This is a genomic window from Pseudonocardia sp. Cha107L01 (genome assembly GCF_052566575.1).
The window spans coordinates 9685677-9708781 of record NZ_CP199579.1 but is presented as its reverse complement, the minus strand read 5'-3'; the positions used below and the strand labels follow the sequence as shown (position 1 = coordinate 9708781).

At 66.0% G+C, this 23105-nt stretch carries 15 protein-coding genes, 1 other RNA gene and 1 pseudogene; 10 read left to right on the top strand and 7 right to left on the bottom strand.

What is annotated here, in order from left to right; genetic code table 11:
• Positions 1–62: 62 nt before the first annotated feature.
• A complete protein-coding gene (gene cas1, locus ACTXG6_RS45765; RefSeq protein ID WP_445185547.1) occupies positions 63–1550 on the top strand; it encodes a CRISPR-associated endonuclease Cas1 in 1488 nt (495 codons plus the stop codon).
• 403 nt (positions 1551–1953) lie between these two features.
• Here cas1 and ACTXG6_RS45760 read toward each other — a convergent pair whose 3' ends face one another.
• The 4 genes and pseudogenes from ACTXG6_RS45760 to ACTXG6_RS45745 form a co-directional block, all read right to left on the bottom strand.
• Positions 1954–2625 (bottom strand): hypothetical protein, encoded by a 672-nt coding sequence (locus ACTXG6_RS45760; RefSeq protein ID WP_445185546.1) that lies wholly within the window; start codon positions 2623–2625, stop codon positions 1954–1956.
• Positions 2626–3174: 549 nt separating this feature from the next.
• Positions 3175–5274: a hypothetical protein gene (locus ACTXG6_RS45755; RefSeq protein ID WP_445185545.1), complete on the bottom strand. Its 2100-nt coding sequence runs from the start codon at positions 5272–5274 to the stop codon at positions 3175–3177.
• 582 nt (positions 5275–5856) lie between these two features.
• Positions 5857–8448 carry a DEAD/DEAH box helicase family protein gene (locus ACTXG6_RS45750; protein WP_445190297.1) on the bottom strand — a complete coding sequence of 864 codons (2592 nt, stop codon included), beginning with the start codon at positions 8446–8448 and terminating at the stop codon, positions 5857–5859.
• Between the two features lie 30 nt (positions 8449–8478).
• A pseudogene (locus ACTXG6_RS45745) lies at positions 8479–9987 on the bottom strand (zinc-ribbon domain-containing protein); the annotation flags it as partial.
• A gap of 784 nt (positions 9988–10771) precedes the next feature.
• Here ACTXG6_RS45745 and ACTXG6_RS45740 point away from each other — a divergent pair.
• The 4 genes from ACTXG6_RS45740 to ssrA all read left to right on the top strand — a co-directional run bounded on the left by ACTXG6_RS45740 (position 10772) and on the right by ssrA (position 13619).
• Positions 10772–11581, top strand: coding sequence for a hypothetical protein (locus ACTXG6_RS45740; protein ID WP_445185544.1), 810 nt, complete (start codon positions 10772–10774; stop codon positions 11579–11581).
• Between the two features lie 113 nt (positions 11582–11694).
• Complete coding sequence (gene smpB, locus ACTXG6_RS45735; RefSeq protein WP_445185543.1) at positions 11695–12168, top strand: SsrA-binding protein SmpB; 474 nt, start codon at positions 11695–11697, stop codon at positions 12166–12168.
• A gap of 10 nt (positions 12169–12178) precedes the next feature.
• On the top strand, positions 12179–13111 hold the full coding sequence (locus tag ACTXG6_RS45730) for an amidohydrolase family protein (protein WP_445185542.1): 933 nt from the start codon (positions 12179–12181) through the stop codon (positions 13109–13111).
• A 126-nt stretch (positions 13112–13237) separates the two neighbouring features.
• Positions 13238–13619, top strand: a transfer-messenger RNA (tmRNA) gene (gene ssrA / locus ACTXG6_RS45725).
• A 478-nt stretch (positions 13620–14097) separates the two neighbouring features.
• Here the strand turns inward: ssrA and ACTXG6_RS45720 are convergent.
• From ACTXG6_RS45720 to ACTXG6_RS45710, 3 genes are all read right to left on the bottom strand, one after another.
• Entirely contained in the window at positions 14098–15141 is a 1044-nt protein-coding gene (locus tag ACTXG6_RS45720) for a methyltransferase (RefSeq protein ID WP_445185541.1), read from the bottom strand.
• A 107-nt stretch (positions 15142–15248) separates the two neighbouring features.
• A complete protein-coding gene (gene glpK / locus ACTXG6_RS45715; RefSeq protein WP_445185540.1) occupies positions 15249–16766 on the bottom strand; it encodes a glycerol kinase GlpK in 1518 nt (505 codons plus the stop codon).
• Positions 16767–16787: 21 nt separating this feature from the next.
• Complete coding sequence (locus tag ACTXG6_RS45710) at positions 16788–17609, bottom strand: MIP/aquaporin family protein (RefSeq protein ID WP_445185539.1); 822 nt, start codon at positions 17607–17609, stop codon at positions 16788–16790.
• Positions 17610–17828: 219 nt separating this feature from the next.
• Here ACTXG6_RS45710 and ACTXG6_RS45705 point away from each other — a divergent pair, with 219 nt between their 5' ends.
• The 5 genes from ACTXG6_RS45705 (at position 17829) to ACTXG6_RS45685 (ending at position 22982) form a co-directional block, all read left to right on the top strand.
• Entirely contained in the window at positions 17829–18596 is a 768-nt protein-coding gene (locus tag ACTXG6_RS45705; RefSeq protein WP_445185538.1) for an IclR family transcriptional regulator, read from the top strand.
• Positions 18597–18623: 27 nt separating this feature from the next.
• Complete coding sequence (gene glpK, locus ACTXG6_RS45700; protein ID WP_445185537.1) at positions 18624–20144, top strand: glycerol kinase GlpK; 1521 nt, start codon at positions 18624–18626, stop codon at positions 20142–20144.
• Between the two features lie 169 nt (positions 20145–20313).
• The gene (locus tag ACTXG6_RS45695) at positions 20314–21015 is read left to right on the top strand and encodes an SDR family oxidoreductase (RefSeq protein ID WP_445185536.1); all 702 of its coding nucleotides are present in this window, start codon (positions 20314–20316) and stop codon (positions 21013–21015) included.
• Between the two features lie 120 nt (positions 21016–21135).
• Positions 21136–21432, top strand: coding sequence for a hypothetical protein (locus ACTXG6_RS45690; protein ID WP_445185535.1), 297 nt, complete (start codon positions 21136–21138; stop codon positions 21430–21432).
• A 317-nt stretch (positions 21433–21749) separates the two neighbouring features.
• Complete coding sequence (locus ACTXG6_RS45685) at positions 21750–22982, top strand: DUF222 domain-containing protein (protein WP_445190296.1); 1233 nt, start codon at positions 21750–21752, stop codon at positions 22980–22982.
• Positions 22983–23105 lie beyond the last annotated feature (123 nt).

Below are 23105 nucleotides of genomic sequence, written 5' to 3'. Positions count from 1 at the left end.
GACCGGTGCTGTGACACCGGTCAGGGCCACACCAGGAACCCAACGACTAAGGAGCGTTCCTAGTGCCAGATAAGACTACTTCGGCAACAGCAACCGTCTACAACCGCGTCAGCGGCGACCCACGCGTCCTCGTCGCCGACGGCTACGGTGTCACCCTCCGCGTGCAACGCGGCCACCTATCCATTGAGGACGGCATTGGCCAGCACCGCCGGACCCGCATCCTCCCGCGCATAGAACGGACCGTGCGCAGGATCATCGTGTTGGCCAACACCGGCTACCTGTCCTGGGATGCGGCCCGCTGGTGCACCGACGTTGGAATCACCGTGGTACAGGTCGACCAGACCGGGCGGCTCGTCACCATCACCGGAGCACCCGAACCCGACGACGCACGCCTTCGCCGGGCGCAGGCATTCGCGGCCGAAGGCGGACCGAACGCGGGGACAGGGCTGGACATCATCAAGTACGTGCTGGCCCGCAAGCTCAACGGACAGGCAGACATAGCTGACCGGTTGCTGAGCAACCACGCCGCGGCCACCGCGATCCGCGACCACGCCCGCCAGATAGCCGACTCTGCCACCGTCCAGGCAGCCAGCGGACAGGAAGGCCCGGCGGCCGCCCTCTACTGGAAGGCCTGGATCGGGCGGGTCATAGTCCCATTCATCCCCCGCGAAGCCTCCGACGTGCCCGCGCACTGGACGACGTTCGTGGTGCGAAGCTCACCTATTGACACTGCATCCGGCAACGCCCGCCACGCCGCCGATCCGATCAATGCCCTGCTGAACTACGCCTACCGGCTCGCGGAGATCGAATGCCGACTGGCGTGCCTCACAGTAGGGCTTGACCCCGCCATGGGGTTCCTGCACGCCGACGCGCAGAACAGGGATTCCCTCGCGCTGGACCTGATGGAAATCCTGCGTCCGGACGTGGACCGGTTTGTGCTGGAGCTGTTATCGAATAACAGCCCGATGCGCTACGTCTCGGCGAAACTGTTCGCAGAATCCCGCGACGGCGGCTGCCGGCTGGTTCCTCCGATCACACACCTGATCGCGGAACAATCCCTGGCCTGGGCAAGGTTGATCGCGCCGCACGTCGAACACGTCGCCCGGATGCTGGCCAACCTCGGGCGAGGCGAGATCCGTCCAGCCCGTCCGCTCACCACAAACAAGACCATCATCGGAAGTGCCAAGACCACAACCGCCAAGCCGCTGCGGCTGCCCGGACCGGTCACCGTCGAGCGGATCATCCCCGACGAGCTGTGGGACACCCTCGCCCCGATGCTGCCGCCCAATCGTGTCCACCGCCGTGGCGGACGCGCGTTCCGCGACAACAGAACCGTGCTGGCCGGAATCGTCTGTGTCGAGCTGCTCGGCTGCTCCTGGGCCAAAATCCCACCCACCCTGGACATCTCCCGCTACACCTGCAAATCCCGGTTGGACGTGTGGCGGACCGACGGTGCTTGGGCGGCCGTGCGCCGGGTACTGAACACCAGCGACCACATTCGAGAGCTGGCCACCACAGCATCCTCCACACCGGCAGCGGTACTCCAGTGACGTGCGAGCCGCGATTGCTTACCGATGTGGTCGGTCCAACCATGATCCAGAACTGCCTCCCGAGCGATGGCATGACGAACGCCCGTGATGGTTCCTCTATCGGCGCATACGTACCTGTTGGGGGAGGAGGCCTGCCAGGACGAGTCAGTCCGGCACTGGACGCTCGACCCCATCGTGATCCTCCGGTACTTCGACTACACCGACGCGAATCACCAAGTCGAGAGTTTCCCCCGCCTACGAGTACGAGGTCGAGCGAACGTCCAAGTTCGAGTAGGACACGCTGTTCGACTCCGATTGGGATTACCGGAGCCGTTCGGTGGCGTTCAACGCCAAGGACGTCACGATCCGGCGTTAGCGGGTGTCGTGCTGGTACGGCGGCTCCGCTAGGGCGAGGGCACGAAGCTCAGTCGAGTATCTTTGCCGTCTTATAGTCGAGGGGCAGCTCTAGCCCGTAGTGCTTAGCTGGATTGTCGCTAATCTCCTGAATTGTGCCGTTGGCCCGCTTAATCCACGAGGTTCCAGCCCGATCGGTGAATGCGATTTCGGCTCCCACTCGCCCTTGCATGATGCCAGTTTCGACATCTTGAAAGGTAAATTCCGACTGCCCTGGAAGGATCGCGCCGAATGGTACGTACGCCGGCAGCCACTGGCCCGCGGGCTCTATCAGTCTGACGTGGTCCTCGCCGGTCCGGGGGGCCGCTCCTTGGATAAATACATAGAAGAGAACTACGCTGGTAATGGGCTCGCTGGCCGTGTTCCGAATGCGAATGGTGATGTTTGAACCTCGAACGCCCGGCGTGATATCGCTTGGCCAGGCTGATATTCGAGAAGCGTGTTCGCGATGTTCTCGTTGCTCGACAGCTGCTAGCTGCTTCTGCTGGTTCCGCAACTGGACCGACTGGATCTCGATTTGCCGTTGCTGGTTCCGATTTCCACGAATGGCGGCTCTCGCGCCGAGACCGGCGAACAGGACCGCGACAAGTGCAACCACGACCGAGCCCCACGCCGGGGCGGTCCCCCAGTCAATCTGAGCGACCAACACTCCTAGACGCTCCAATTCGCAGTTGGTCAGCATCGAAGCCCGGAACGGTATGGCACGACGGGTAGTCTGCCACGTCGATGCCGATCAGCCGCGCGGTAATCGCGTCAACCCCCCGGTTGATGGCCGTCCTGGGCTCGGCGAGTCCGCCACACGGCCACCGCGCGGGATCCGCAGTCCGTCCGGGACGTCATCCGGCGGACCGCCAGTAACCTGACTTGGCTCATGTCTGGATCTTGAGGCGGGTCGCGGGGCGTTGACATGCGGGTTGGCGTGCGGAATTGGCTGATTCTGCGCACTAAAATGTATCTCGTAGTCTGCGCTGGTGGCGTGCGTGCGCACCGTGCGGACCCGCTCGGGGGCGACCGCGCGGTGCAGATCGCGCACGGTTCCCGACGCGGTGCCCGCGATATGGAGGGCACCTGGGCTCGGCGCACGACGAGCAGGCGATCGAAGCGCTCAAGGCGGTCTCCCGCCGGGTTGGCCGGGGCAGGGCGAGCTCGAAGACCTACACGAAGCGCTCACGCGCATCCGCGAGCCCCGAACTGCGCACTAATTTGAGCCAAGTCGGATCGTAGGTCGAGATCATCGCTCTACTTTGTCGCCGCAATGGTTGCAGAAATTTGAGCTGGCGTTTATCTGCTGGCGGCAATGTGAGCATGGCACTGTTCCATCACCCTTCACTGCCGCAACATCGCTGTTAGTCTGAGGAGTCTCCATTGCCAAGGACTCTTGCCGCGAGATAATCGCCTTCTTAATCACATCAAGTCGTGCAGTAAACTGCCGCAATGACGATTTAGCGGCTTGCAGTTCAATCGATGCATGATCAAGAAGATCTATCTTGCTCTCGCGTGTGCCTTGTTCTCCTGAGTTGGACGCATCGGTGCAAAGCCGCAGCGCAGCCGCCCAGTACGCTTGCGCCTCATCGTCAGGGAAAGAAGCGTGTCGGTGGGCCTCCCCGACTGCGCCACGGAGTTTTACGCACGCGCCAACGGCACGCACGTCCCGTTGTTCTAGTGCAACGCTCAGCTCTCGGATAGCAGTTGCGAGATCACGGTGGAGTCGCAAGCCGCCTCGTTCCCGCCACTCCGCCATCAGCGGCTGGAGAGCGGGATCGCTCTCCGAAGTGGTAGCAGGAACTAGCTTTGCCTGAGTTTCCTGGGCGGCGGTCGCTTCGCCCCCTATAGCGTTTAGGCGAGCGGCGAATTGCCTGAAGTGAACCGCGATCTCGTCCGTTTTCCCGGGCAACAGGGCGAGGAGTTCGGGGTTCGGCGCCCCACGGGTACTGAGATCTATGGAGTTTGCGGTACGGATGATTAGTTGCAGCACCCCAGTCCAGTATCGCTGAGCCTCTTCGTCCGGGACCGGCGCGTGGCGCTGAGCACTCTTGGCAGTGGAACGGAGGTTTAGAAAGGCGCGGCGGCAGCCCTGTAAGTCTCGTCGATTATGCGCCACGTTCACTTCATGGGCGCCCGCGCCAAGCTCTTCGATAAATCCTCCGCCGCCGCGATCTCGCCAGTCAGCCACCGCGCCGGCGAGCCCGGACGGCTGAGGCGACTTGGCGGCCGGCAAGCCGCTACCTACGATAGCCTCCTCCCCGAGTGAAGCGTCCCATGGGATATGGCCCGATAGTGGAGTAGGTCTACTGTCAATTGGACTCGCTTTGTTTTTGAAGACTCTATTCGACTCGGTGATTAGATTAACCTCATCTGCCATTTTCTCAGCTACTATTCCTGCCTGCTGAATCTCATAAGACGCACGGTCCATGAGTGCTGCGTCATTGTCGCACGCAGCCAGCTCTCCGAAATTGGCCGAGCGCAGATTGTGCTGTAGGAACTGAATCCAGAGTTTCTGATGTTCCTCGCCTGGCGGCAACGCATACTGTTGTGCGGCTTGCGTGCTTAAGCGAAGCTGAACGTACGCTGCGCGAAGGGCTGGCAGGTCATTTCGCTGTGATGCGTGAGTGATTGCCTGCATGCTTGCCACTATTTCATCGTTGAAGCGAGAAGCTCCCCTATTCCACCAACTATCGCATGCCAAAACCAGTGTGGGTGGATCTGGTGCGATCTTGCACAACCGGTCGATGAAGTGTGCACGAAAAGTTCCGGAAGGTATCGCTTCTTCGTCCACGCGACGGATAAGGGCCTCATCTGGAGCTACCGCGCGACTACCAAATTCTCCAACGCTGGCCGCACGGACGCGGTGGTATAAAAATTGCTCCCAGTATCGCTGGCCCGCTCTGTCGGGGACAGGGTCGTAGCGCTGCGCGGCCTCTGCGACGGTGCGGAGCCTCAAGCAGGCACCGTGAAAATCGCGCCGGTGCCGCCGTCGGAAGGCATCCGCCGCGTCGACAAAGGCAGCATCGATCTCGTCCAAGAGCAGCCGACCGCCGCCATCTCGCCACTGGCTGACCGCATCCATCAACTCCCGCGCGACCTGCGACTCAGCACTGGCCGTGCGGTCTTCTTCAGGCGGCGTTTCAGTCTCGGCTGTGACCGCCAAGTCATCGCCGACACACGCCCGCGTAACGGCACCACGCTTGTTGCCGATCCGGAACCTCATGGCACGGACCCCCAAGATGGGCGAATGGTCCGGTAGATCCTCGACGTTGCTATCGACGTTGACCAGCGGCCGGTCGGGTACTGCCAGCCAGCGGGGGGCTGTAACAGCCACCACGCTTTCCAAGTCTGCTATGTACCGATCGTCAAGGATCGCGCACCACCGGCCCCTGGTAGGTGCACTATGCAGCCGTGCTCAAGCGGCATGCGCGCAACCTTGCCCTCCGGCGCCGTTCTCGCTCTGGGCTACCGCTGTCGAGCGGACATACCACCGCCGGCACAGCGCGACTTCCCGCGCGAGAACATCGGCTTTACGAGGCCGAGGGCGACGTCCGTGTGTTGCTCACCTCGGCCGGCTTCCAGGATGCCGCGAGCCACAGCATCACCTCCGGTGATCACGCGCTCGGCTGGCTCACCACAGGACGGGCTCCAGGACCCGTGACCACGCCGGCGACAGGCTTGCTGAACGCCGAAGACCCGATTCCCCATGACTCTGACCTACGCAACGCACTCGTGCACATCGCCGAGCCCGACGGTGCGCACCAATGTGTGAGCCAAGTCGGGTCCGGGACGTCATCCGGCGGACCGGCAGTAACCGAGAGATCGTGGTGCTCGTCGCCCACCCCAGCGGTACCCTCAATCCCGGCCCGGGCCATGGGGACCTTCAGTCCGCCCACTCCCGCGCCCAGGCCGGCTTGGCATTTTCCGATCAGAAGTGGAGCTCCACTCCCACCTTCGGCATCCGTTCGTTTTTGAGCAGCCAATAATGGGTGAACTTCCACCTGTCTTCCACTCTCCGCACATCGAAGCCGAGCTGCTGCAAGTTCCTTAAGAAGCCGTCTCGATCGGCGAACCGTGAGGTGGCCTCGAAGATGTGCAGGTGTCCGTCGAGCTTGAGCGTGCGATGGGCTTCGACTAGGTACTCGGTGACGTCGGCGCCCATCAATGACAGGGAGAAAATCGCCACGTCAAGGCTCTGACTCTCCAGCGGCACGTGCGCCATGTTGCACGCGGTCACTCGGTCGTTTGCGGCGACGTGGTCGAAGTTGTACACGGTGTGACGGTCCGAGATCGCCTCGGCAAGCAGGGCCTCGCCGCAACCGAAGTCACCGATGGTCAAGCCCTCTCGCTCGGTACACCACTGGATCATCTCTTCATACGGCACGACGACCCAGTCTCGACGAGCCTGTCGGTAGAGCGTGTGGTATTGCGCCCACTCCTCAGGATTGGATTGGAGTCGCTGGTGAGTGGTGTCACTGGTAGTCCGGTTCCACCGTTGATTCATGGCCGAGAAGTCGCCGTAGCGGCGCTGTCGCCGCTGGATATCGGTGGGGTCGGTGTCGGGCAGCGGGACGCGCATAGGGGTCCGAGCAACCTCTTGCACCTCACCGGTGGCGAGGCGCTCAAGCCAGGCAAGTAGGTCCTGGTAGGCCTGCGCCGGAGTCCGAATCTGGCCCTCGGGGACGACACCGTCGACGGCTGCGTCTGCGATTGACTTCTTGAAGCGCAAACGGGACATCTTCGACTCGCACCATGACCACCGCTCGCCACCGACCTGGGCGAAGGTCAGCGGCAGTACCATCGTGACCCGGCCCTTGCGCTGGCCCTGGCGGTAGACCCGGCCCTTGAGCTGGTCGAACTCGGCGTGGGTCCAGGGCAAGACGTTGACGATTAGGCGGTTACAAACCTGCTGGAGTCCGTCTACCCCTGTGCCGATGGCGGGTGAGCCCACGAGCACGTCAAGGTCGCCGTTGATGAAGGCGTCGAGGCCGGACTTGTCCTCGCCGGTGAACGAGCCGACCTTCCAGCCGTCCTGCTCCAGTTCCTGCCGCAGGGGCCTCTCGATTCCCTCCAAGTAATGCGTGTAGATGAGGGTCTTCGGCTGCACGTGCTCACGTATGACAGGCAACCGAGCGCGGGTGAGGAGCTGTTCTAGAGCAAGCGGTGAACCCCCGTTGCCGAGAGCCCGGATCTCTTCCAGTAGGTCGCCGCAGTCGATGGGGACCTCGACCTGATCAAAAGCCATCTCGTAGGCGGGAAGCCACCGGATGCCAAGCGTAGACAACCGCTGATGAAGCGCCATGCAGTTGGGCAGCGTCGGCCTTGTCTCTAGCTCGTCGTGGGCAACGCCGGTGACGAGTTCCACCATGCTTTTGCCTTCTTGGAGGTTGTTGATGACCGGCGTGGCTGACATGCCGAGAACGCGCAGGTCTGGGTTGCGCTCGCCAGCGGCGGATACCAGGGCGGCCACGAGCCTCCGGCGCAGCGACATGTTCTCGACCTGGCGCTGTTTGGCGTAGTGAATCTCATCAATGATGACGAAGTCGATCTGCTCGCGTTCAACGAAGGCGCGGATCCTGGCTGCGGAGTTTCGTTGCTGGAACGCTTCGTAGTTGAGGACGAGATAGCGGCGACCCCCGCATTCGGAGGCTCGACTAAACCCCAATTCATCGGCGCCGGTGAACGAGGTTGCGTCGAACGTTTTCGTTGTGACCACACTGTCGGGAAAGGCGCTGAGGATGGCTTCTTGCCACCCCTTGACTACACTGTTGGGACAACACACCACGGTGAGGCGGGCATCGATCACGCGACTCGCGAGTACGGCGGACAGGGTCTTTCCGGCGCCGGTTCCCGACCAGTTGCCGACTCGGCGACGATCTCGCATGCGGACAGCAACGAGGCGCTGCATGAGGTTTGGGGGTTGGTCTACGCCGTCGACCATGAAGGTGTAGCCGCTCGGAGTCGGAAGATCACGAGCTGACCGATACTCGTCCAAGAACCGTGCTCGTACCGTCTCGGCGTAGGTGCTGCCTTCGTATTCCTCCGCCTCGGCGACTGCCTCAACCTCATTGAGGAAGGCGTGCTTCCAGATTTTTGCAATGGCCGAGGTTAGGAGGAACTCGATCGCCTCCTCATCGGCGGTTGAGATTATCGGCAGATCCAGCGCGCCGAGGACTTGGCCGGTGTGGACGACCGGCAGATCGCTGTCGTCGTCCGAGAACGCTTCGGTGGTGATGACAGCCGGTTCGGCGAACTCGTCCGGTAGCGTACGGAACTTTGAGTCCTCGATGGCTTCAAGCGTCTGTGATGGTTCCGTGAGGAACTCGTCGACGATGGACGCGTCACCCTCAATGAACTTCTCCAGCTCCTCCGCTGGGAAGCGCCCAGTGGTGAGAGCGCGAACGAAGGCACTGGACTTCCGCCTTGTTTGTGCCATGCCGCTCTGTTGGAACAGGACGTACAGTTCCGCGGGGGTGAAGCTGTCCAAGTGCTCGCGTAAAGATGCGACCAAAGTGCGCACGGCGTGGACCGACCATCGTGGGCCGCACGCGGGGCATCCAGTGCCACCGCTGGTACGGCTGACCACGGTTGAAGCCCACTGATGTGAGGGATCCGTCGAGCATCGCCACCGAACCTTGCGGCCTGCGCCCACCACCACGTCTCCGGGTCCCAACGGTCCGTTCTTCGTCGGATGCCATTCGGCCGCGATGTCAGGACGCACTGCGGCCAACGAGTTCGTGCCCGTCACGACTCGATTCGCGCAGATGGGACAGCCAGAGCGGGCGCGTTCGCGGGTACGACTCGCGGAACCGGCCTGCCACTCGTGTGTCGGGTCAGTCGGGCAGACCCACCACACCTTCTTGTGCGACGTCGCAGCGATCTGGGTGGGATTCAAGTCGCCGTTCTTGGTTGGGTGCCACTCCACGATCAACTCGGGGAAGCGACTTGCCAGGGAGTTCGCGTCGGTGACGCGCTGTCCGGCGCAGTCCGGGCATCCCGTACCGGAGTGGGAGCGATTCGAGATTGCTGTGGCCCATTCGTGTGTTGGGTCGATCGAACACTGCCACCATGCCCGCTTGTTTGACCCAGCCACGACGTCCTGCGGCGTGACGTCCCCGTTCTTAGTCGGATGCCACTCCCGGGCAAGGTCTGCGCGAACTACCGCGAGCGAATTAGATTTGGATCCTGACACTCGTTTATTCGCGCAGTACGGGCAGCCTCCGCCTTTGGTTCGGGACGCAACCGTGGCGTTCCACTCGTGTGTTGGGTCGGTCGAACATCGCCACCAGACCTGCTTGTTTGACCCAGCCACGACGTCCTGCGGCGTGACGTCCCCGTTCTTAGCTGGATGCCACTGAGCCGCGAGATTCGGATGGGTTTTGGTCAGTCGATTTCCCTCGCCCACCTTCTTGTTGGAGCAATAAGGACAGCCACGGCCCTTGGTTCGGGAGACAACCTTGGCGTCCCATTCATGTGCCGGATCTCGTCGGCACTGCCACCACACTTTGCGTGTTGTCCCTGCGACCACATCGCTGGGGCTGGTTTCGCCGTTGCGGGTCGGATGCCATTCCACGGCCAGATCCGGCCGAACCGCCCCGAGTGAGTTGGTGACCGACGGCCGCTGCCCAGCGCAGAATGGACAGCCGCTCCTGGACTTGGTTCGATGGGCGATCTTTGCTTCCCAGACATGATCCGGTCCTGCGGGGCAGCGCCACCACACCTTGCGATTAGACCCAGCCGCGACGCCCTCGGGTTTCAACGTCCCGTTGCGCTCGATGTCCCACTGCGCCGCCAGGTCGATATAGTTCGCAGCGAGCGAGTTCGTGACCGAGACCTTGAAGCCGGCGCAGCATGGGCAACCCGTACCGAGTGTGGTGCGGTTGCTAACAGTCGCTTCCCACACGTGATCGGGGCCTTGAGGGCAACGCCACCAGACTCGGCGATCAGAACCCGAGGTCACGTGGTCCGGAGCGAGATTACCGTTGCGCTCCGGATCCCACTGAGCGGCGATTTCAGGACGGAGCCCGGCGAGCGACCCTTGGGAGGGCCTTCCGAGCACTCTTTTGCGCGTGGATTCCCGTTCAGAAGCAACATCGCGTGCTGCTTGGAGCCTTTGCTCCGCATCCGAGCCCACGCCCGGAGCCTAGCGAACATCCGGTCGAACCGGGCGCACACCGGCGCACGGACGAGGACACCTCAGCCTCAGCGACCATCCCAGGAACGCGGGCTCGGGGTCGTGGGCGAGTGGTGGGATCACAGCGGCCAAGTCTCGCGGGTCGCGGACGGGGTCGTGCTGATTAGTGCGGAGCGCTCGACACGACCATCGCACCCCCAGAGCCACAACGGGGCAAAAGGCTGCGCCGCGACGCCACCAACCAAGTGCTGACACACCGTCACCGAGGCTGGCCCTCACCCGGCGGGCCAACAATGCCCTGCCTGGCTACACACCGTCACCGTAGCCAGCGCTCACACCGAGCCGCATTCGCGCACCTGGCAGGCCTCCCCATCCCGCTACACACGGTGACAGCCAACCGGCGGCAGAGGTCGTTGTCACGCTCTGTACTCGCCCGCCGCGCCCCGGTCTCGCCCGCTACCCAGCGTGCCTACGCGCGCCTGTGCTACGCAACGTGACGGTGTCCGGGTTGGGCTCATTTGATCAAGCCTTATCCCCTAACCCGTTGTGCACAGGGGAGAGTGTGCTCGCTGTGGGCTCGGCTCGCGGTGGGCAGGGTTGTGGGGTGGACGATTCGTTGCCTCTTCTGCTCTTCCGGCCGACTCTGATTGCGGGCGGGTTCGCCGACAGTGAGCTACAGCGGGGCCGCCGTGCGGGCGAGTTGGCCGTCGTGCGTCGAGGGGCGTACGTCTCCGCCGACGATCAGCGACTTGCCGATCCGGTGCAGCGCCACACACTGTCCGTCGCCGCGGAGATTCGGCGAGTTGCGCCCGGTGCTGTGGTCAGCCACGTCTCCGCCGCTGTCCTGTACGGGCTGCCGGTGTGGCGGGTGCCGCTCGAGCGGGTCCACGTGACGCGTGCGCGCCCGACCGGGGCGCGGGCCGGCCGCTCCGTGGTCGTGCACTCGGCGCCGCTGGCCCCGGAGGAGATCGTCCGCGTCGGGGATGCGTGGGTGACCAGTCCGGCCCGCACGGCCGTAGACCTGGCCCGCACCTCGCCCTTCGGCTCCGCCGTGGTGACCATCGACGCCGCGCTCCGGCGCGGGCTGGTGACGGCGGAGTCGTTGGCCGCCGCGATCCAGCGGGCCACCGGGTGGCGGGGTGTGCCGGCCGCCCGCCGAGCGGTCGCCTTCGCCAATGGGGGCTCGGAGAGTGTTGGTGAGTCACGGAGCCGGGTGGCGCTGCTCCACGCCGGGTTGCCAGCACCGACGCTTCAGTGGGAGGTCTGGCACGGCGGCAAACTGGTCGGCCGTGTCGACTTCGCCTGGCCGGACCGGCGCACCGTCGCCGAGTTCGACGGCAAGATCAAATATGGTCGCCTGCTGCGACCTGGCCAAGAGCCCGGCGACGCGGTGTTCGAGGAGAAGGTCAGAGAGGACAACCTGCGCGCCTCAGGCTTGCACGTAGTCCGCTGGACCTGGCCAGACCTCGACACCTTCGCCCCCATCGCCACCCGCCTCCACGCCGCGCTGACCCCGTAGCTCATTGCGCTCACACAGCTCCAGTGGCTCGACACAGCGGCTCGAGCGGCTGTGTCGGCGGTAGACGGGCTGTGTGAGCGGAACTCGGCGGCGGTAGGTCGTAGGGTGGAGCTATGCAGGAACGGGGGCAGAAGGTGATCGTGTCGAATCGCAAGGCACGGCACGACTACGCGATCTTGGACACCTACGAGGCCGGCATCATGCTGCAGGGCACCGAGGTGAAGAGCTTGCGCCTTGGCCGGGCCTCGCTGGTCGACTCGTTCGCCACGGTGGACGACGGCGAGATCTTCCTGCGCAACCTGCACATCCCGGAGTACACCCAGGGCAGCTGGACCAACCATGAGCCGAGGCGCACCCGCAAGCTGCTGCTGCACAAGGCCGAGATCGAGCGACTGATCGGCAAGACCCGCGAGGGCGGCCTCACCCTGGTACCGCTGCGGATGTACTTCTCCGACGGCAAGGTCAAGGTCGAGCTCGCGCTGGCCAAGGGCAAGAAGAGCTACGACAAGCGCAACGACCTGGCCAAGCGGGACGCCCAGCGCGAGATCAGCCGAGCAGTGGGGCGGCGCGCCAAGGGCATGGAGTGAGGGGCACGGAGTGACGGCCGCCAGGCTGCCCGAGCCGCCGGCGGACGACGCCGACGTGCCCCGCTGGACCGCTGAGCTGGGGCTGCCCGGCCTCATCGACATGCACGTGCACTTCCTGCCCGAGTCGGTCACGCGCAAGGTGTGGGCGTACTTCGACCAGGCCCAGGAGCACTACGGTTACCCGTGGCCGATCGAGTACCGGTTCGACGAGCCGACCAGGGTGGCCGTGCTGGGCGAGCTGGGCGTGCAGCGGTTCGCCCCGCTGGCGTACCCGCACAAGCCCGGCATGGCGGCCTGGCTCACCGGGTGGCTGCGGGACTTCGCCGCCCGCACGCCGGCCGCCGTGCGCACCGCGACGCTGTACCCCGAACCTGAGGTCACCGACTATCTCGGCGCCGCCGTGGACGCCGGGGCGCGGTGCGTCAAGGTGCACGTGCAGGTCGGCGGCTTCGACCCGAGGGACCCGCTGCTCGACCCGGCCTGGCGGCTGCTCGCCGAGGCCGGCGTGCCGGTGGTGGTGCACTGTGGGCACGGTCCGCTGTCCGGCAACTTCACCGGGCTCGACGTGTTCGAACAGGTACTCAGCGCGCACCCCGAGCTGGTCACGGTGCTGGCGCACGCCGGCATGCCGGACTACGCGGGCGCGCTGGAGCTGGTGAAGCGCTACGAGCACGTGTACGTGGACACCACGATGGTCGGCACCCCGTTCATGGAGCCCACCATGGCGCTGCCGCCCGACTGGCCGGCGCGGTTGGCGCAGGTGGCCGACCGGGTGGTGCTCGGCACCGACTTCCCACAGATCCCGTACCCGTACGCCGAGCAGCTCCGCGCGATCCACGGTTGGGCGGCGGCCGACGACCGACTCGGCGCCGACTTCCTGCGCGCGGTACTGCACAACACCCCGGCCCGACTGCTCCGGCTCGACCAGTTGAGCGCGGACTGAGCGTCCAGCCGAGTGGGTCCCGGCCGGGCGGATCTGGCCCTGTCGGGGCGAGCCGCGGCCCGGCGGGAAGATCTGGGTTGCCGGACGCGTTACCCTGGAGCGGTTGCAGTCACACAGCAGCACCCAGGGGGTGAACGGTTTCGACTTCGGACGTCGATCAAGGGGAAGCGTGTCGAGGAAGGCGACGATGAACTCGTTAACCACACGCGTCGCACACCAATTAAGCGCCAACCAACAGGTTAAGCGCGACGCTTTCGCCCTCGCCGCCTGAGCGAGGACTAGCGTCTGTCGGCCCGGGGGCGTTCCCGCTCCGGAGTCCGGCACCAGTTAGGGGACTCACCGTCCGACCCGGTCGCGGGGTCGGGCGGGACATCAAACAGCGACTGGGATCGTCACACCGGCTTGTCAGCAGGACCGGTGGATCCGAGTAGAGGCAACGCTGACTGCGCACGGAGAAGCCCTTGTGAAGCGCCGAAGGACCCGGGTTCGATTCCCGGCACCTCCACGAGATGGGCGAGCCATGCCCGCGGACAACGCGGGCTTGGCTCGCTCCGGCCATCAGTTGGGGGGCCGAGCCCCCCATACCCCCCACGGTGCGGCGGGTTCCTGACCGCGCGGCGCCACCTTCTCGCTCCCGCGGCTCTGGTTCGTGTATTGGGGCTGCGCCCCTTGCCCCCCTGTGCGGGTTCGCTGCTTTGTGCCGCTTCGCTGCCGCGGCTCTGGTTCGCTGCTTGGTGTCGGTTGGCTCGTGCGGTGCGCGACCTTGCTTGACAGCTGTACGGTGTATAGCCATATTTCAAGCTGGCGCCTGTACGTCGTATAGGTTGGAGCACCTGACCTCACCAGCGGAACGAGTCAGTGCCGGCCCCGGGGAGTTGGCGGTGGGAGCCACCGAGGACGCCCGCTACGGACTCGAACTCATGACGCCACGTGAGCCGGCCAACTTCCACAACCGCGTGGCCGCCCGCTCGCTGCTCAGCGCGCAACTACCTCGGTTTGGTGGCTGACTGCAGGCCCAGGTAGCCGCCGGGGAGGTGGGTCGGTTTGGCGGGGGTCAGGTTGGCTTGGCGTTGCCAGCTGGCCATCTGGGCGGGGGACCAGGTGCCCGACTCGCTGGTCAGGGCGAAGTAGAAGTCCATCAGGGCGGCGGGCTGCTCGGCCTGGCTCGGGTGCGGCAGGCGGAAGAAGTCGGCGATCGTGTAGGTGCCGCCCGGGCGCAGCGCGCGGGCGACCTTGGCGGCCAGTTCGCGGTTCTGGTCCTCGGTGAAGTGGTGGACCACGCCCACGATGATCACCGCGTCGTAAGCCTCGGTGCCCAGGTCGTCGGTCAGCGCGTTGCCCACCTGGTGGCGGACCCGGTCGCCGAGGCCCTCGGCGGCCAGCAGCGGGGCGGAGTGGCGCACGGCGTCCGGCAGGTCCAGCACGACGGCGTTGAGCCCGGCGTGCCGGCGACACAGCGCGACCGAGTACGTGCCGTGCGAACCGCCGATGTCCAGCAGGTCGGTGGCGCCGTCCGGAATCGGGATCCTGGCCGCGACCGGGCCGGCGCTCGCGGCGGAGATCGACTTCATGCCGCGCTGGTAGAGCCCCCAGTCGTGGTCGTCCATCGAGTTGTGGAAGTCCTGCTGCTTGCCGGTACGGACGAACTCCTCGGACCGCTCCAGGTAGGTCCACTCGCGGAACTGGAAGGCCAGCTTGTCCGCGAGCGAGTTCGGGCTGCTCGAGGGCAGCCACTTGCGGGCCATCCTGGTCAGCGAGAACGTCTCCCCGCGGGCCTTCAGGTAACCCGAGCTGACCAGCGTGGGCATCAGCTTGGCGGTGCCGAACGGGCTGATGTCACAGCGGCTGGCGATCTCCTCGGCGGTGGCCGGGCCCGGCTCCAGCGCATCAAAAAGACCGACCTTGCTGGCCACCATCACGACCTGGGCCAGGGTGAACGCCAGCTGGGTGTCCATCACCGGCCGGGGCACCAGGTTGAGCCGCAGGGCCAGCCATTCCAGCGGGCTACCCGCGGTGAGTCCGAGACGCATGGGCGGAGGCTACGGTCCGCCGTCCGGCCCGAGCACCGGAATTCTTCGCGGGATGAGTTCGCGACGCGGGGCCGGCACACCCGCCGGCCCCGCGCCACCGCCCCCGATCAGCCGACGTCCACCCAGTCCAGGGTGCGGGTGACCGCCTTCTTCCAGTTCGCGTAGCCCTCCTGGCGCTGGTCCTCGCTCCAGGTCGGGTTCCAGCGCTTGTCCTCGTTCCAGTTCTGCACCAGGTCCTCGGTGGTCTTCCAGAACCCGGTGGCCAGCCCGGCCGCGTACGCGGCACCGAGCGCGGTGGTCTCGGCGACCACCGGCTTCGACACCGGCACACCCAGGATGTCCGCCTGGATCTGCATGCACAGCTCGTTGGCGGTCACCCCGCCGTCCACCCGCAGCACGTCCAGGGTGACTCCGGAGTCGGCCGCCATGGCCTCCACCACGTCCCGGCTCTGGTAGCAGATGGACTCCAGGGTGGCCCTGGCCAGGTGGGCGTTGGTGTTGAACCGGGACAGCCCGACGATCGCCCCGCGCGCGTCGGAGCGCCAGTACGGGGCGAACAGCCCGGAGAACGCCGGGACGAAGTACACCCCGCCGTTGTCCTCGACCTGACGCGCCAGGGTCTCGGACTGCGCGGCGCCGGAGATGATGCCCAGCTGGTCGCGCAGCCACTGCACGGCCGACCCGGTCACCGCGATCGAACCCTCCAGCGCGTAGACCGGAGCCTCCTTGCCGAACTGGTAGCACACCGTGGTGAGCAGGCCCTGCTTCGAGCGGACCAGCTCGGTGCCCGTGTTCAGCAGCAGGAAGTTGCCGGTGCCGTAGGTGTTCTTGGCCTCGCCGGGCTTGAAGCAGACCTGACCGACGGTGGCCGCCTGCTGGTCGCCGAGGTCACCGGTCAGCGCGACCTCGCCGGCGAACGGGCCGTTCTTCGTGGTCTTGCCGTAGCACTCGGGGCACGAGGACGGCTTGATGGCCGGCAACATCTGCCGGGGCACGTTGAAGAACGACAGCAGCTCGTCGTCCCAGTCCAGCGTCTCCAGATCCATCAGCATCGTCCGGCTGGCGTTGGTCGGGTCGGTGACGTGCACGCCGCCGTCGACCCCGCCGGTCAGGTGCCACAGCAGCCAGGTGTCCGAGTTGCCGAAGACCGCGTCGCCGCGCTCGGCCGCCTCGCGCACGCCGTCGACGTTCTCCAGGATCCACTGCAGCTTGCCGCCGGAGAAGTACGTGGCCGGCGGCAGCCCGGCCTTGCGGCGGATCACGTCACCCCGGCCGTCCCGGTCCAGCGCGGTGGCGATCCGGTCGGTGCGGGTGTCCTGCCAGACGATGGCGTTGTAGTACGGCCGACCGGTCTTGCGGTCCCAGACCATGGTTGTCTCGCGCTGGTTCGTGATGCCCACCGCGGCCAGGTCGGAGGCGCCCAGCTTGCCCTTGCTCAGCGCGGTCTCCACGACGGCCCTGGTGCGCTCCCAGATCTCCGTCGGATTGTGCTCCACCCAACCCGCCTGGGGCAGGATCTGCTCGTGCTCCAGCTGGTGGCGGACCACCTCGTTGCCGCTGTGGTCGAACACCATGAAACGGGTGCTCGTGGTGCCCTGGTCGATTGCCCCGATGAAATCAGCCATGTCCGTGGGTTTCCTATTCGCTCAGGCGTTCTCGAGGTGGGCTTTGGGCGTGGTCGCGACCGGCTCCGCCGGCGGCATGAAGCGACCGACGAGCAGCTTGTACAGTCCCAGGCCGATGACGCCGCCGACCAGTGGTCCGACGATCGGTACCCAGAAGTACGGATCGCCGTTCTGGTCGAGCCAGGCCGTGCTGTAACCGGTGATGAACGACGCGAGCCTGGGGCCGAAGTCACGGGCCGGGTTGATCGCATAACCGGCGTCGGTGCCCCACGCCATACCGATGCCGACGACGAGCAGACCGATCACGACCGGCACCATGTTGGCCGCCGCCGCTGCCTTGTTGCGCGCGTCGGTGAGCGCGGCGACCATGAACAACAGGATCGCGGTGCCGATGATCTGGTCGCGCAGCGCGCCGAGGTCACCGACCGGGAGCGTCCCGTTGCCCGGCAGCGTGGAGAACACCCCCTGGGTCTTGACCGTGTGCCCCGGGTCCGCGGCGGCCAGCACCTCGGAGTAGTTCCACCGCACCAGCAGCGCGGCCACGAACGCGCCGGCGGTCTGTGCCAGCGAGTACGGCAGCACCTTCCGCCACGGGAAGTCGCCGAACACCGCCAGCGCGAAGGTCACCGCCGGATTGATGTGCCCACCGCTGATCGCGGCAGACACGTACACGCCCAGCACCACGCCGAGACCCCAGGCCCAGGCGATGCTGTCGTGGTCCCCGAGTTTGCCGGCGACCACCTGGGCGACGACGCCGACCCCGAACAAGATCAGGATCATGGTGCCGGCGAACTCGGCGAGTAGCTCTCCGAGCAGTCCTTTCGCTCTGAGCCGTTCCGTCATTGGAAGCTCCTTGACTTGTTCTCACACCGTGCGATGCCATGAACGCTATGAGAGGGGTCACACGCATACAACAAACCTGAGTCGACAATGTCGAACGCTATGCAGATCTAGCTCCGGCCCGTACTGTGCTCCGGCCGTTGAGGGCGAGTGTGACACGGGAGAGTGAGCGGCGGTAGTTCGGCATTGTCGAACGCTGGCCGCCGTGGTTACGGTTCCCCCGTGCCTGGTCCGGTGCAGTCGATCGAGCGGGCGGCGGCGATCCTGCGGCTGCTCGCCCGTGGTTCCGGGCGGCTCGGGGTCGGCGAGATCGCCAGTTCGCTGGAGCTGGCGAAGGGCACCGCGCACGGCATTTTGCGCACATTGCAGGGTGTCGGCTTCATCGAGCAGGACACCGCGACCGGCAAGTACCAGCTCGGCGCGGCGCTGCTGCACCTGGGCACCAGCTACCTGGACGTCAACGAGCTGCGCTCGCGGGCGATCAACTGGGCGGACGCGCTGGCCGCGCGCAGCGGTGAGGCGGTCCGGATCGGTACCCCATTGGACGGCAAGGTGCTGGTGGTGCACCACGTCTTCCGCCCGGACGACACGCTGCAGACCCTGGACGTCGGCTCGCTGCTGCCGCTGCACGCCACCGCGATGGGCAAGGTGCTGCTGAGTTACGACGCCGACCTGGCGACCGCGCTGCGGCGGTCCGAGCTGGAGCCGTTCACCAGGCGCACCGTGGTGACGGGCACCGGGCTCGCCCGCGTGCTGACCGGAGTGCGCGAGGCCGGCTGGGCGGACGAGATCCAGGAGTACATAGCCGGCCAGGCCAGTGTTGCCGCACCGATCCGGGGTCATGGTGGCCTGGTGGTGGGCGCGATCGGCATCGCCGGTGCCACCGAGCGGATTCTGGATGGAAAGGGTCACCCAGACCCTCGGCTCGTCAACTATGTTCGGGACGCTGCTCGCGCGGTGTCCCGGGACCTGGGGGCCGCCAGGTGGTGAGTGGGGCCGGTGCGGAAGAAGGGTTCGATGGCGCAACGCTGCGTGATGTCGATCGACCAAGGCACCACCTCGACCCGGTGCATGCTGTTCGACCGGCGCGGTCAGCTGCTGTCGGTCACCCAGCGGGAGCACCAGCAGCACTTCCCCCGGCCGGGCTGGGTCGAGCACGATCCGGTCGAGATCTGGCGCAACCTGTCCAAGATCATGCCGCAGGCGCTGCGCGACGCCGGCGTGGACAGCCAGGACGTCGTCGCGGTGGGCATCGCCAACCAGCGTGAGACCACCGTGCTGTGGGACCGCCACACCGGCGTCCCGGTCAGCAGGGCCATCGTCTGGCAGGACACCCGCACCGATTCGCTGGTCACCGAGCTGTCCCGGAAACCCGGCGCGGACCAGGTGCTCGAGCACTGCGGGCTGCCGCTGGCCACCTACTTCTCCGCGCCCCGGATCCGCTGGCTGCTGGACCGCAAGCCGGCGCTGCGGGAACGGGCGGAACGCGGCGACGTGCTGTTCGGCACCATGGAGAGCTGGCTGATCTGGAACCTGACCGGCGGTCCGGACGGCGGGGTGCACGTCACCGACCCCACCAACGCCAGCCGCACCCTGATGATGAACCTGCACTCGCTGGCCTGGGACGACAAGCTGCTGTCCTTCTTCGACATCCCGCGCGCGATGCTGCCCACCATCACCTCGTCGGCCTCGGCGTACGGCACGTCCAGCCGCATCGTGCCGGGGATCCGGATCGGCGCGGCGCTCGGTGACCAGCACGCCGCGCTGTTCGGCCAGATGTGCTTCCTGCCCGGCGAGGCCAAGTGCACCTACGGCACCGGCAGCTTCCTGCTGATGAACACCGGCACGGTGCCGGTCCGCTCCAAGAACGGCCTGCTCACCACGGTCGGCTACCAGATCGGCGACGAGCCGGCGGTCTATGCGCTGGAGGGCTCGATCGCGGTCACCGGCTCGCTGGTGCAGTGGTTCCGGGACAACCTGGGGTTGATCTCCAGTGCGCCCGAGATCGAGACGTTGGCCCGCACGGTGACCGACAACGGCGGTTGCTACATCGTGCCGGCCTTCTCCGGGCTGTTCGCGCCGCACTGGCACAGCGAGGCGCGCGGCATGATCGTCGGGCTGACCTCGTACATCACCAAGGGGCACCTGGCCCGCGCGGTGCTGGAGGCCACCGGCTGGCAGACCCGCGAGGTGGTGGACGCGATGAACGCCGACTCCGGGCTGACCCTGTCCACCCTGAAGGTCGACGGCGGCATGACCTCGGACAACCTGCTCATGCAGACCGTGGCCGACGTGCTCGACGTGCCGGTGGTGCGGGCCATGATGCTCGAGACCGTGTCGCTGGGCGCCGCGTACGCCGCCGGGCTTGCCGTCGGCTACTGGCCGGACCTGGAGGGGCTGCGGCGCAACTGGCACCGGGCCGCGCAGTGGCTGCCCAGGATGGACCCGACGCACCGGGCCGCCGAGTACCGCAACTGGCAGCGCGCGGTCGAGCTGAGCTTCGGCTGGATGAGCCCGGACGAGGGCCCGAGCAAGTAGCTGGTGCGTCCGGCTCGCATCTGGTGTCGGCGCGGATCCGCCATCCCGATGTCCATGCGTCGGATCGCCACCGAGCCAGGGGAATAGCTCAGCCCTGACTTGACTTTTCCTACCAAGAGCTAGGTTGCAGAAGAAGACCGAGTCCGGTCTACGGGAATGGAGCATGAGGATGCGTATCAACGGAGCCGTAGCGTTGGTCACCGGCGCGAACCGCGGTATCGGCTATGCCTTCACGCAGGCGCTGCTCGACCAGGGTGCCGCGAAGGTGTACGCGGGGGTGCGCGACCCGGCAACCGTCACCGACCCCCGGCTGACCCCGCTGCGGCTGGACGTCACCGACCCCGCCCAGGTCGCCGCCGCGGCTGAGGCGGCGGGCGATGTGAGCATCGTGGTGAACAACGCCGGGATCGCCACCGGCACGGGTCTGTTCGACGGCTCGTTGGACGGGGCGCGCCGGGAGTTGGAGGTGAACTACCTCGGCACCTGGTCCGTCTCCCGGGCGTTCGCCCCGGTGCTCGCGGCCAACGGCGGTGGCGCGCTGGTCAACATGCTGTCGGTGGCGTCCTGGCGCGCCTCGGCGGCCGGTCCCGGCTACGCGGCGTCGAAGTCGGCCCAGTGGTCGCTGACCAATGCGCTGCGGCTGGGCCTCAGCGAGCAGGGCACGCTGGTGGTGGGAGTGCACTGCGGTTTCGTCGACACCGAGGCGGCCGCGTGGGCCGATGCGCCCAAGATCTCCGCCGCCACCGTCGCGGAGCAGACCATGCTCGGGATTCTCGGCGATCACGCCGAGGTGCTCGCCGACGAGGTGGCCCGGCAGGTCAAGGCACAGCTGTCCCAGGCCGTGCAGTCACCAGGAGTAGTGGCGCGCTGAGTTCCAGAGCGTGAATGGCGTCCCCTTTAGTGGATCTTTCGTTGTGGCCGCGGTCTCTAGGGCGGATCGTTCTCGCACGTGAACGGCGTCGGGAGATCCACTGAAGGGGAGGACACGTCGATGAACCGTGCCAGGAAAGTAGCGACCGCCGCGGTCATCGTTGTCGCCGGCCTGTTCGCGCTGTTGTTCACCTCCGGGGTCGCCAGCGCCTCGGACCACAGCTCCGGTGACGGGCACTCGCGCTCGAACGAGCACCGTTCGCACTCGGGTGACCGCGACTCGCGTTCCGACGACGACACGCCCTCCGACGACGACAAGGACAAGGGCAAGGGTGGTCTCGAGGTCGCGGGGATCGACCTCAGTCAGGTGACGGACGCCGTGAGCGACCTGTTGAGCTCACTGAGCGGCATCCTCTGAGCGGCGGCACCGATGTGGCCGCACTGATGCGGTTGCCGTCGGCGGGGCGTCGCGATGGCTCGGATTGTTTGGTTTCCTTTCGGTGGCTGGGCGCGATTTACTGAAGCTTTGGACGGGACAGTGGTCGGTTAGGTCGGTCTGGTGTCTGACCTTTTTGTTTGGGTCGGAGACGCTTGTCGGGGACGTCCGGCGGGGTTCGCAAAAGATCATGAAATCTTTTTTCGGGGGCGGCGGTATCGGCCCGGAAACTGTCGGGGCTCTTTGCCATAATTTTGGGTATGTCGGAGGGTTCGGTTGTTGCGGTGCGGCGGGTGGTCATGGATTCCATGGCCGCGTTGCGCGCACTCGAACGCACCGGTGATGCGGAGTGTCGGATTGATGGGTTGAAGAGTTACCAGGTTTTGCGGCGCCAATGTGAGTACGACTCGTTGGTGTTGCTCGCCGGGTTGGATCGGGATGGGGAGTTTCTCGAGCGGGGGACGTGCTCGAGGAACGCGGTCAGCGATCTGCTCGGGGTGAGCCAGCGGGATGGGCGGCGGATGGTGGCGGTGGCCGCCAGTGTGTTTCCCACCCGGTCGTTGGTGGGTGAGGTGTTGGAGCCGAAACTGCCGGCGACGGCGATGGCGTTGGGTGCGCTGGAGATTGATCTGGCGCATGCTGAGGTGATCGAGTCGGTGTTGGCTACGGATGCCGCCCGGCGGATCACGGTGGAGCAGTGGGTGGCGGCGGAGGTGTTGTTCGCCGACTGGGCGCGGCAGTACAGCCCGGAGTTGTTGGCCCGCAAGGCCCGCGAGGAGCTCGACCTGCTCGATCAGGACGGCGCGCCTCCCGGTGAGGACGATCCGCAGGTCAACGAGCTGCATCTGGCCAAGTCCCGCCACGGGGTGGGCGGGAAGATCAAAGGCCAGCTCGACTCGGTGACGTTCGAGACGGTGGCGCGGGCGATCGGGGCGATTCTCAAACCGGCCGCCGACGAGGGCAAGTCGTTGGGCCAGCGGCAGGCTGATGCGCTCGGGGAGATCTGCGCGCACACCCTCGACGAGGGCCGCCTCCCCGCGCAAGGTGGTGAGCGTCCGCATGTGGCGATCACGATGGGTTTGGCAGCGCTGAAGGCCGGGTTGCGTGGGGCGAACCTCGAGTTGGGTGGGCACATCGGGCCGGGTGAGGTACGCCGGCTCAGCTGCGACGCGCAGATCACCCCGATCGTGCTCGGTGCGAACAGTGAGCCGTTGGATGTGGGGCGGGAGAAACGGTGTGCCACGTTGGCGCAGCGGCGGGCGGTCGCGGTTCGGGATGGTGGGTGTGCCCATCCGGGGTGTGACCGGCCTCCGAGTTCCTGCGAGGTGCACCATATTGTGCACTGGGTTCACCATGGTGAAACAAAACTCGACAATTTGGTGATGTTGTGTTGGACGCATCACCGGATGGTGCACCAGTCCGACTGGGAAGTTCGCATGCACGACGAGCTCCCCGAATTTATCCCGCCTAAATGGATCGACTACTCCCAGACACCCCGGCGGAAACCGCGGCCTGTTCGAATTCGGAACTGAGGTCGGCGGGCGGGTTCAACGCAGCGGATTCAGCGCTGGATGTACAGGAGCAGGAACCCCGCCGCGCCGGCGCGCAGCGCCCGCGGCACGTGCTCGTCCGACTGATCCGCAGCAGCGACAGGC

What these genes read in the sequence shown, in the direction of transcription:
- ACTXG6_RS45760 (WP_445185546.1), bottom strand. Translation starts at nt 2,625, where the DNA reads ATGCTGACCAACTGCGAATTGGAGCGTCTAGGAGTGTTGGTCGCTCAG.
- smpB (WP_445185543.1), top strand. Translation starts at nt 11,695, where the DNA reads ATGCAGGAACGGGGGCAGAAGGTGATCGTGTCGAATCGCAAGGCACGG.
- ACTXG6_RS45720 (WP_445185541.1), bottom strand. Translation starts at nt 15,141, where the DNA reads ATGCGTCTCGGACTCACCGCGGGTAGCCCGCTGGAATGGCTGGCCCTG.
- glpK (WP_445185540.1), bottom strand. Translation starts at nt 16,766, where the DNA reads ATGGCTGATTTCATCGGGGCAATCGACCAGGGCACCACGAGCACCCGT.
- ACTXG6_RS45710 (WP_445185539.1), bottom strand. Translation starts at nt 17,609, where the DNA reads ATGACGGAACGGCTCAGAGCGAAAGGACTGCTCGGAGAGCTACTCGCC.
- glpK (WP_445185537.1), top strand. Translation starts at nt 18,624, where the DNA reads ATGGCGCAACGCTGCGTGATGTCGATCGACCAAGGCACCACCTCGACC.
- ACTXG6_RS45695 (WP_445185536.1), top strand. Translation starts at nt 20,314, where the DNA reads ATGCGTATCAACGGAGCCGTAGCGTTGGTCACCGGCGCGAACCGCGGT.
- ACTXG6_RS45690 (WP_445185535.1), top strand. Translation starts at nt 21,136, where the DNA reads ATGAACCGTGCCAGGAAAGTAGCGACCGCCGCGGTCATCGTTGTCGCC.
- ACTXG6_RS45685 (WP_445190296.1), top strand. Translation starts at nt 21,750, where the DNA reads ATGGATTCCATGGCCGCGTTGCGCGCACTCGAACGCACCGGTGATGCG.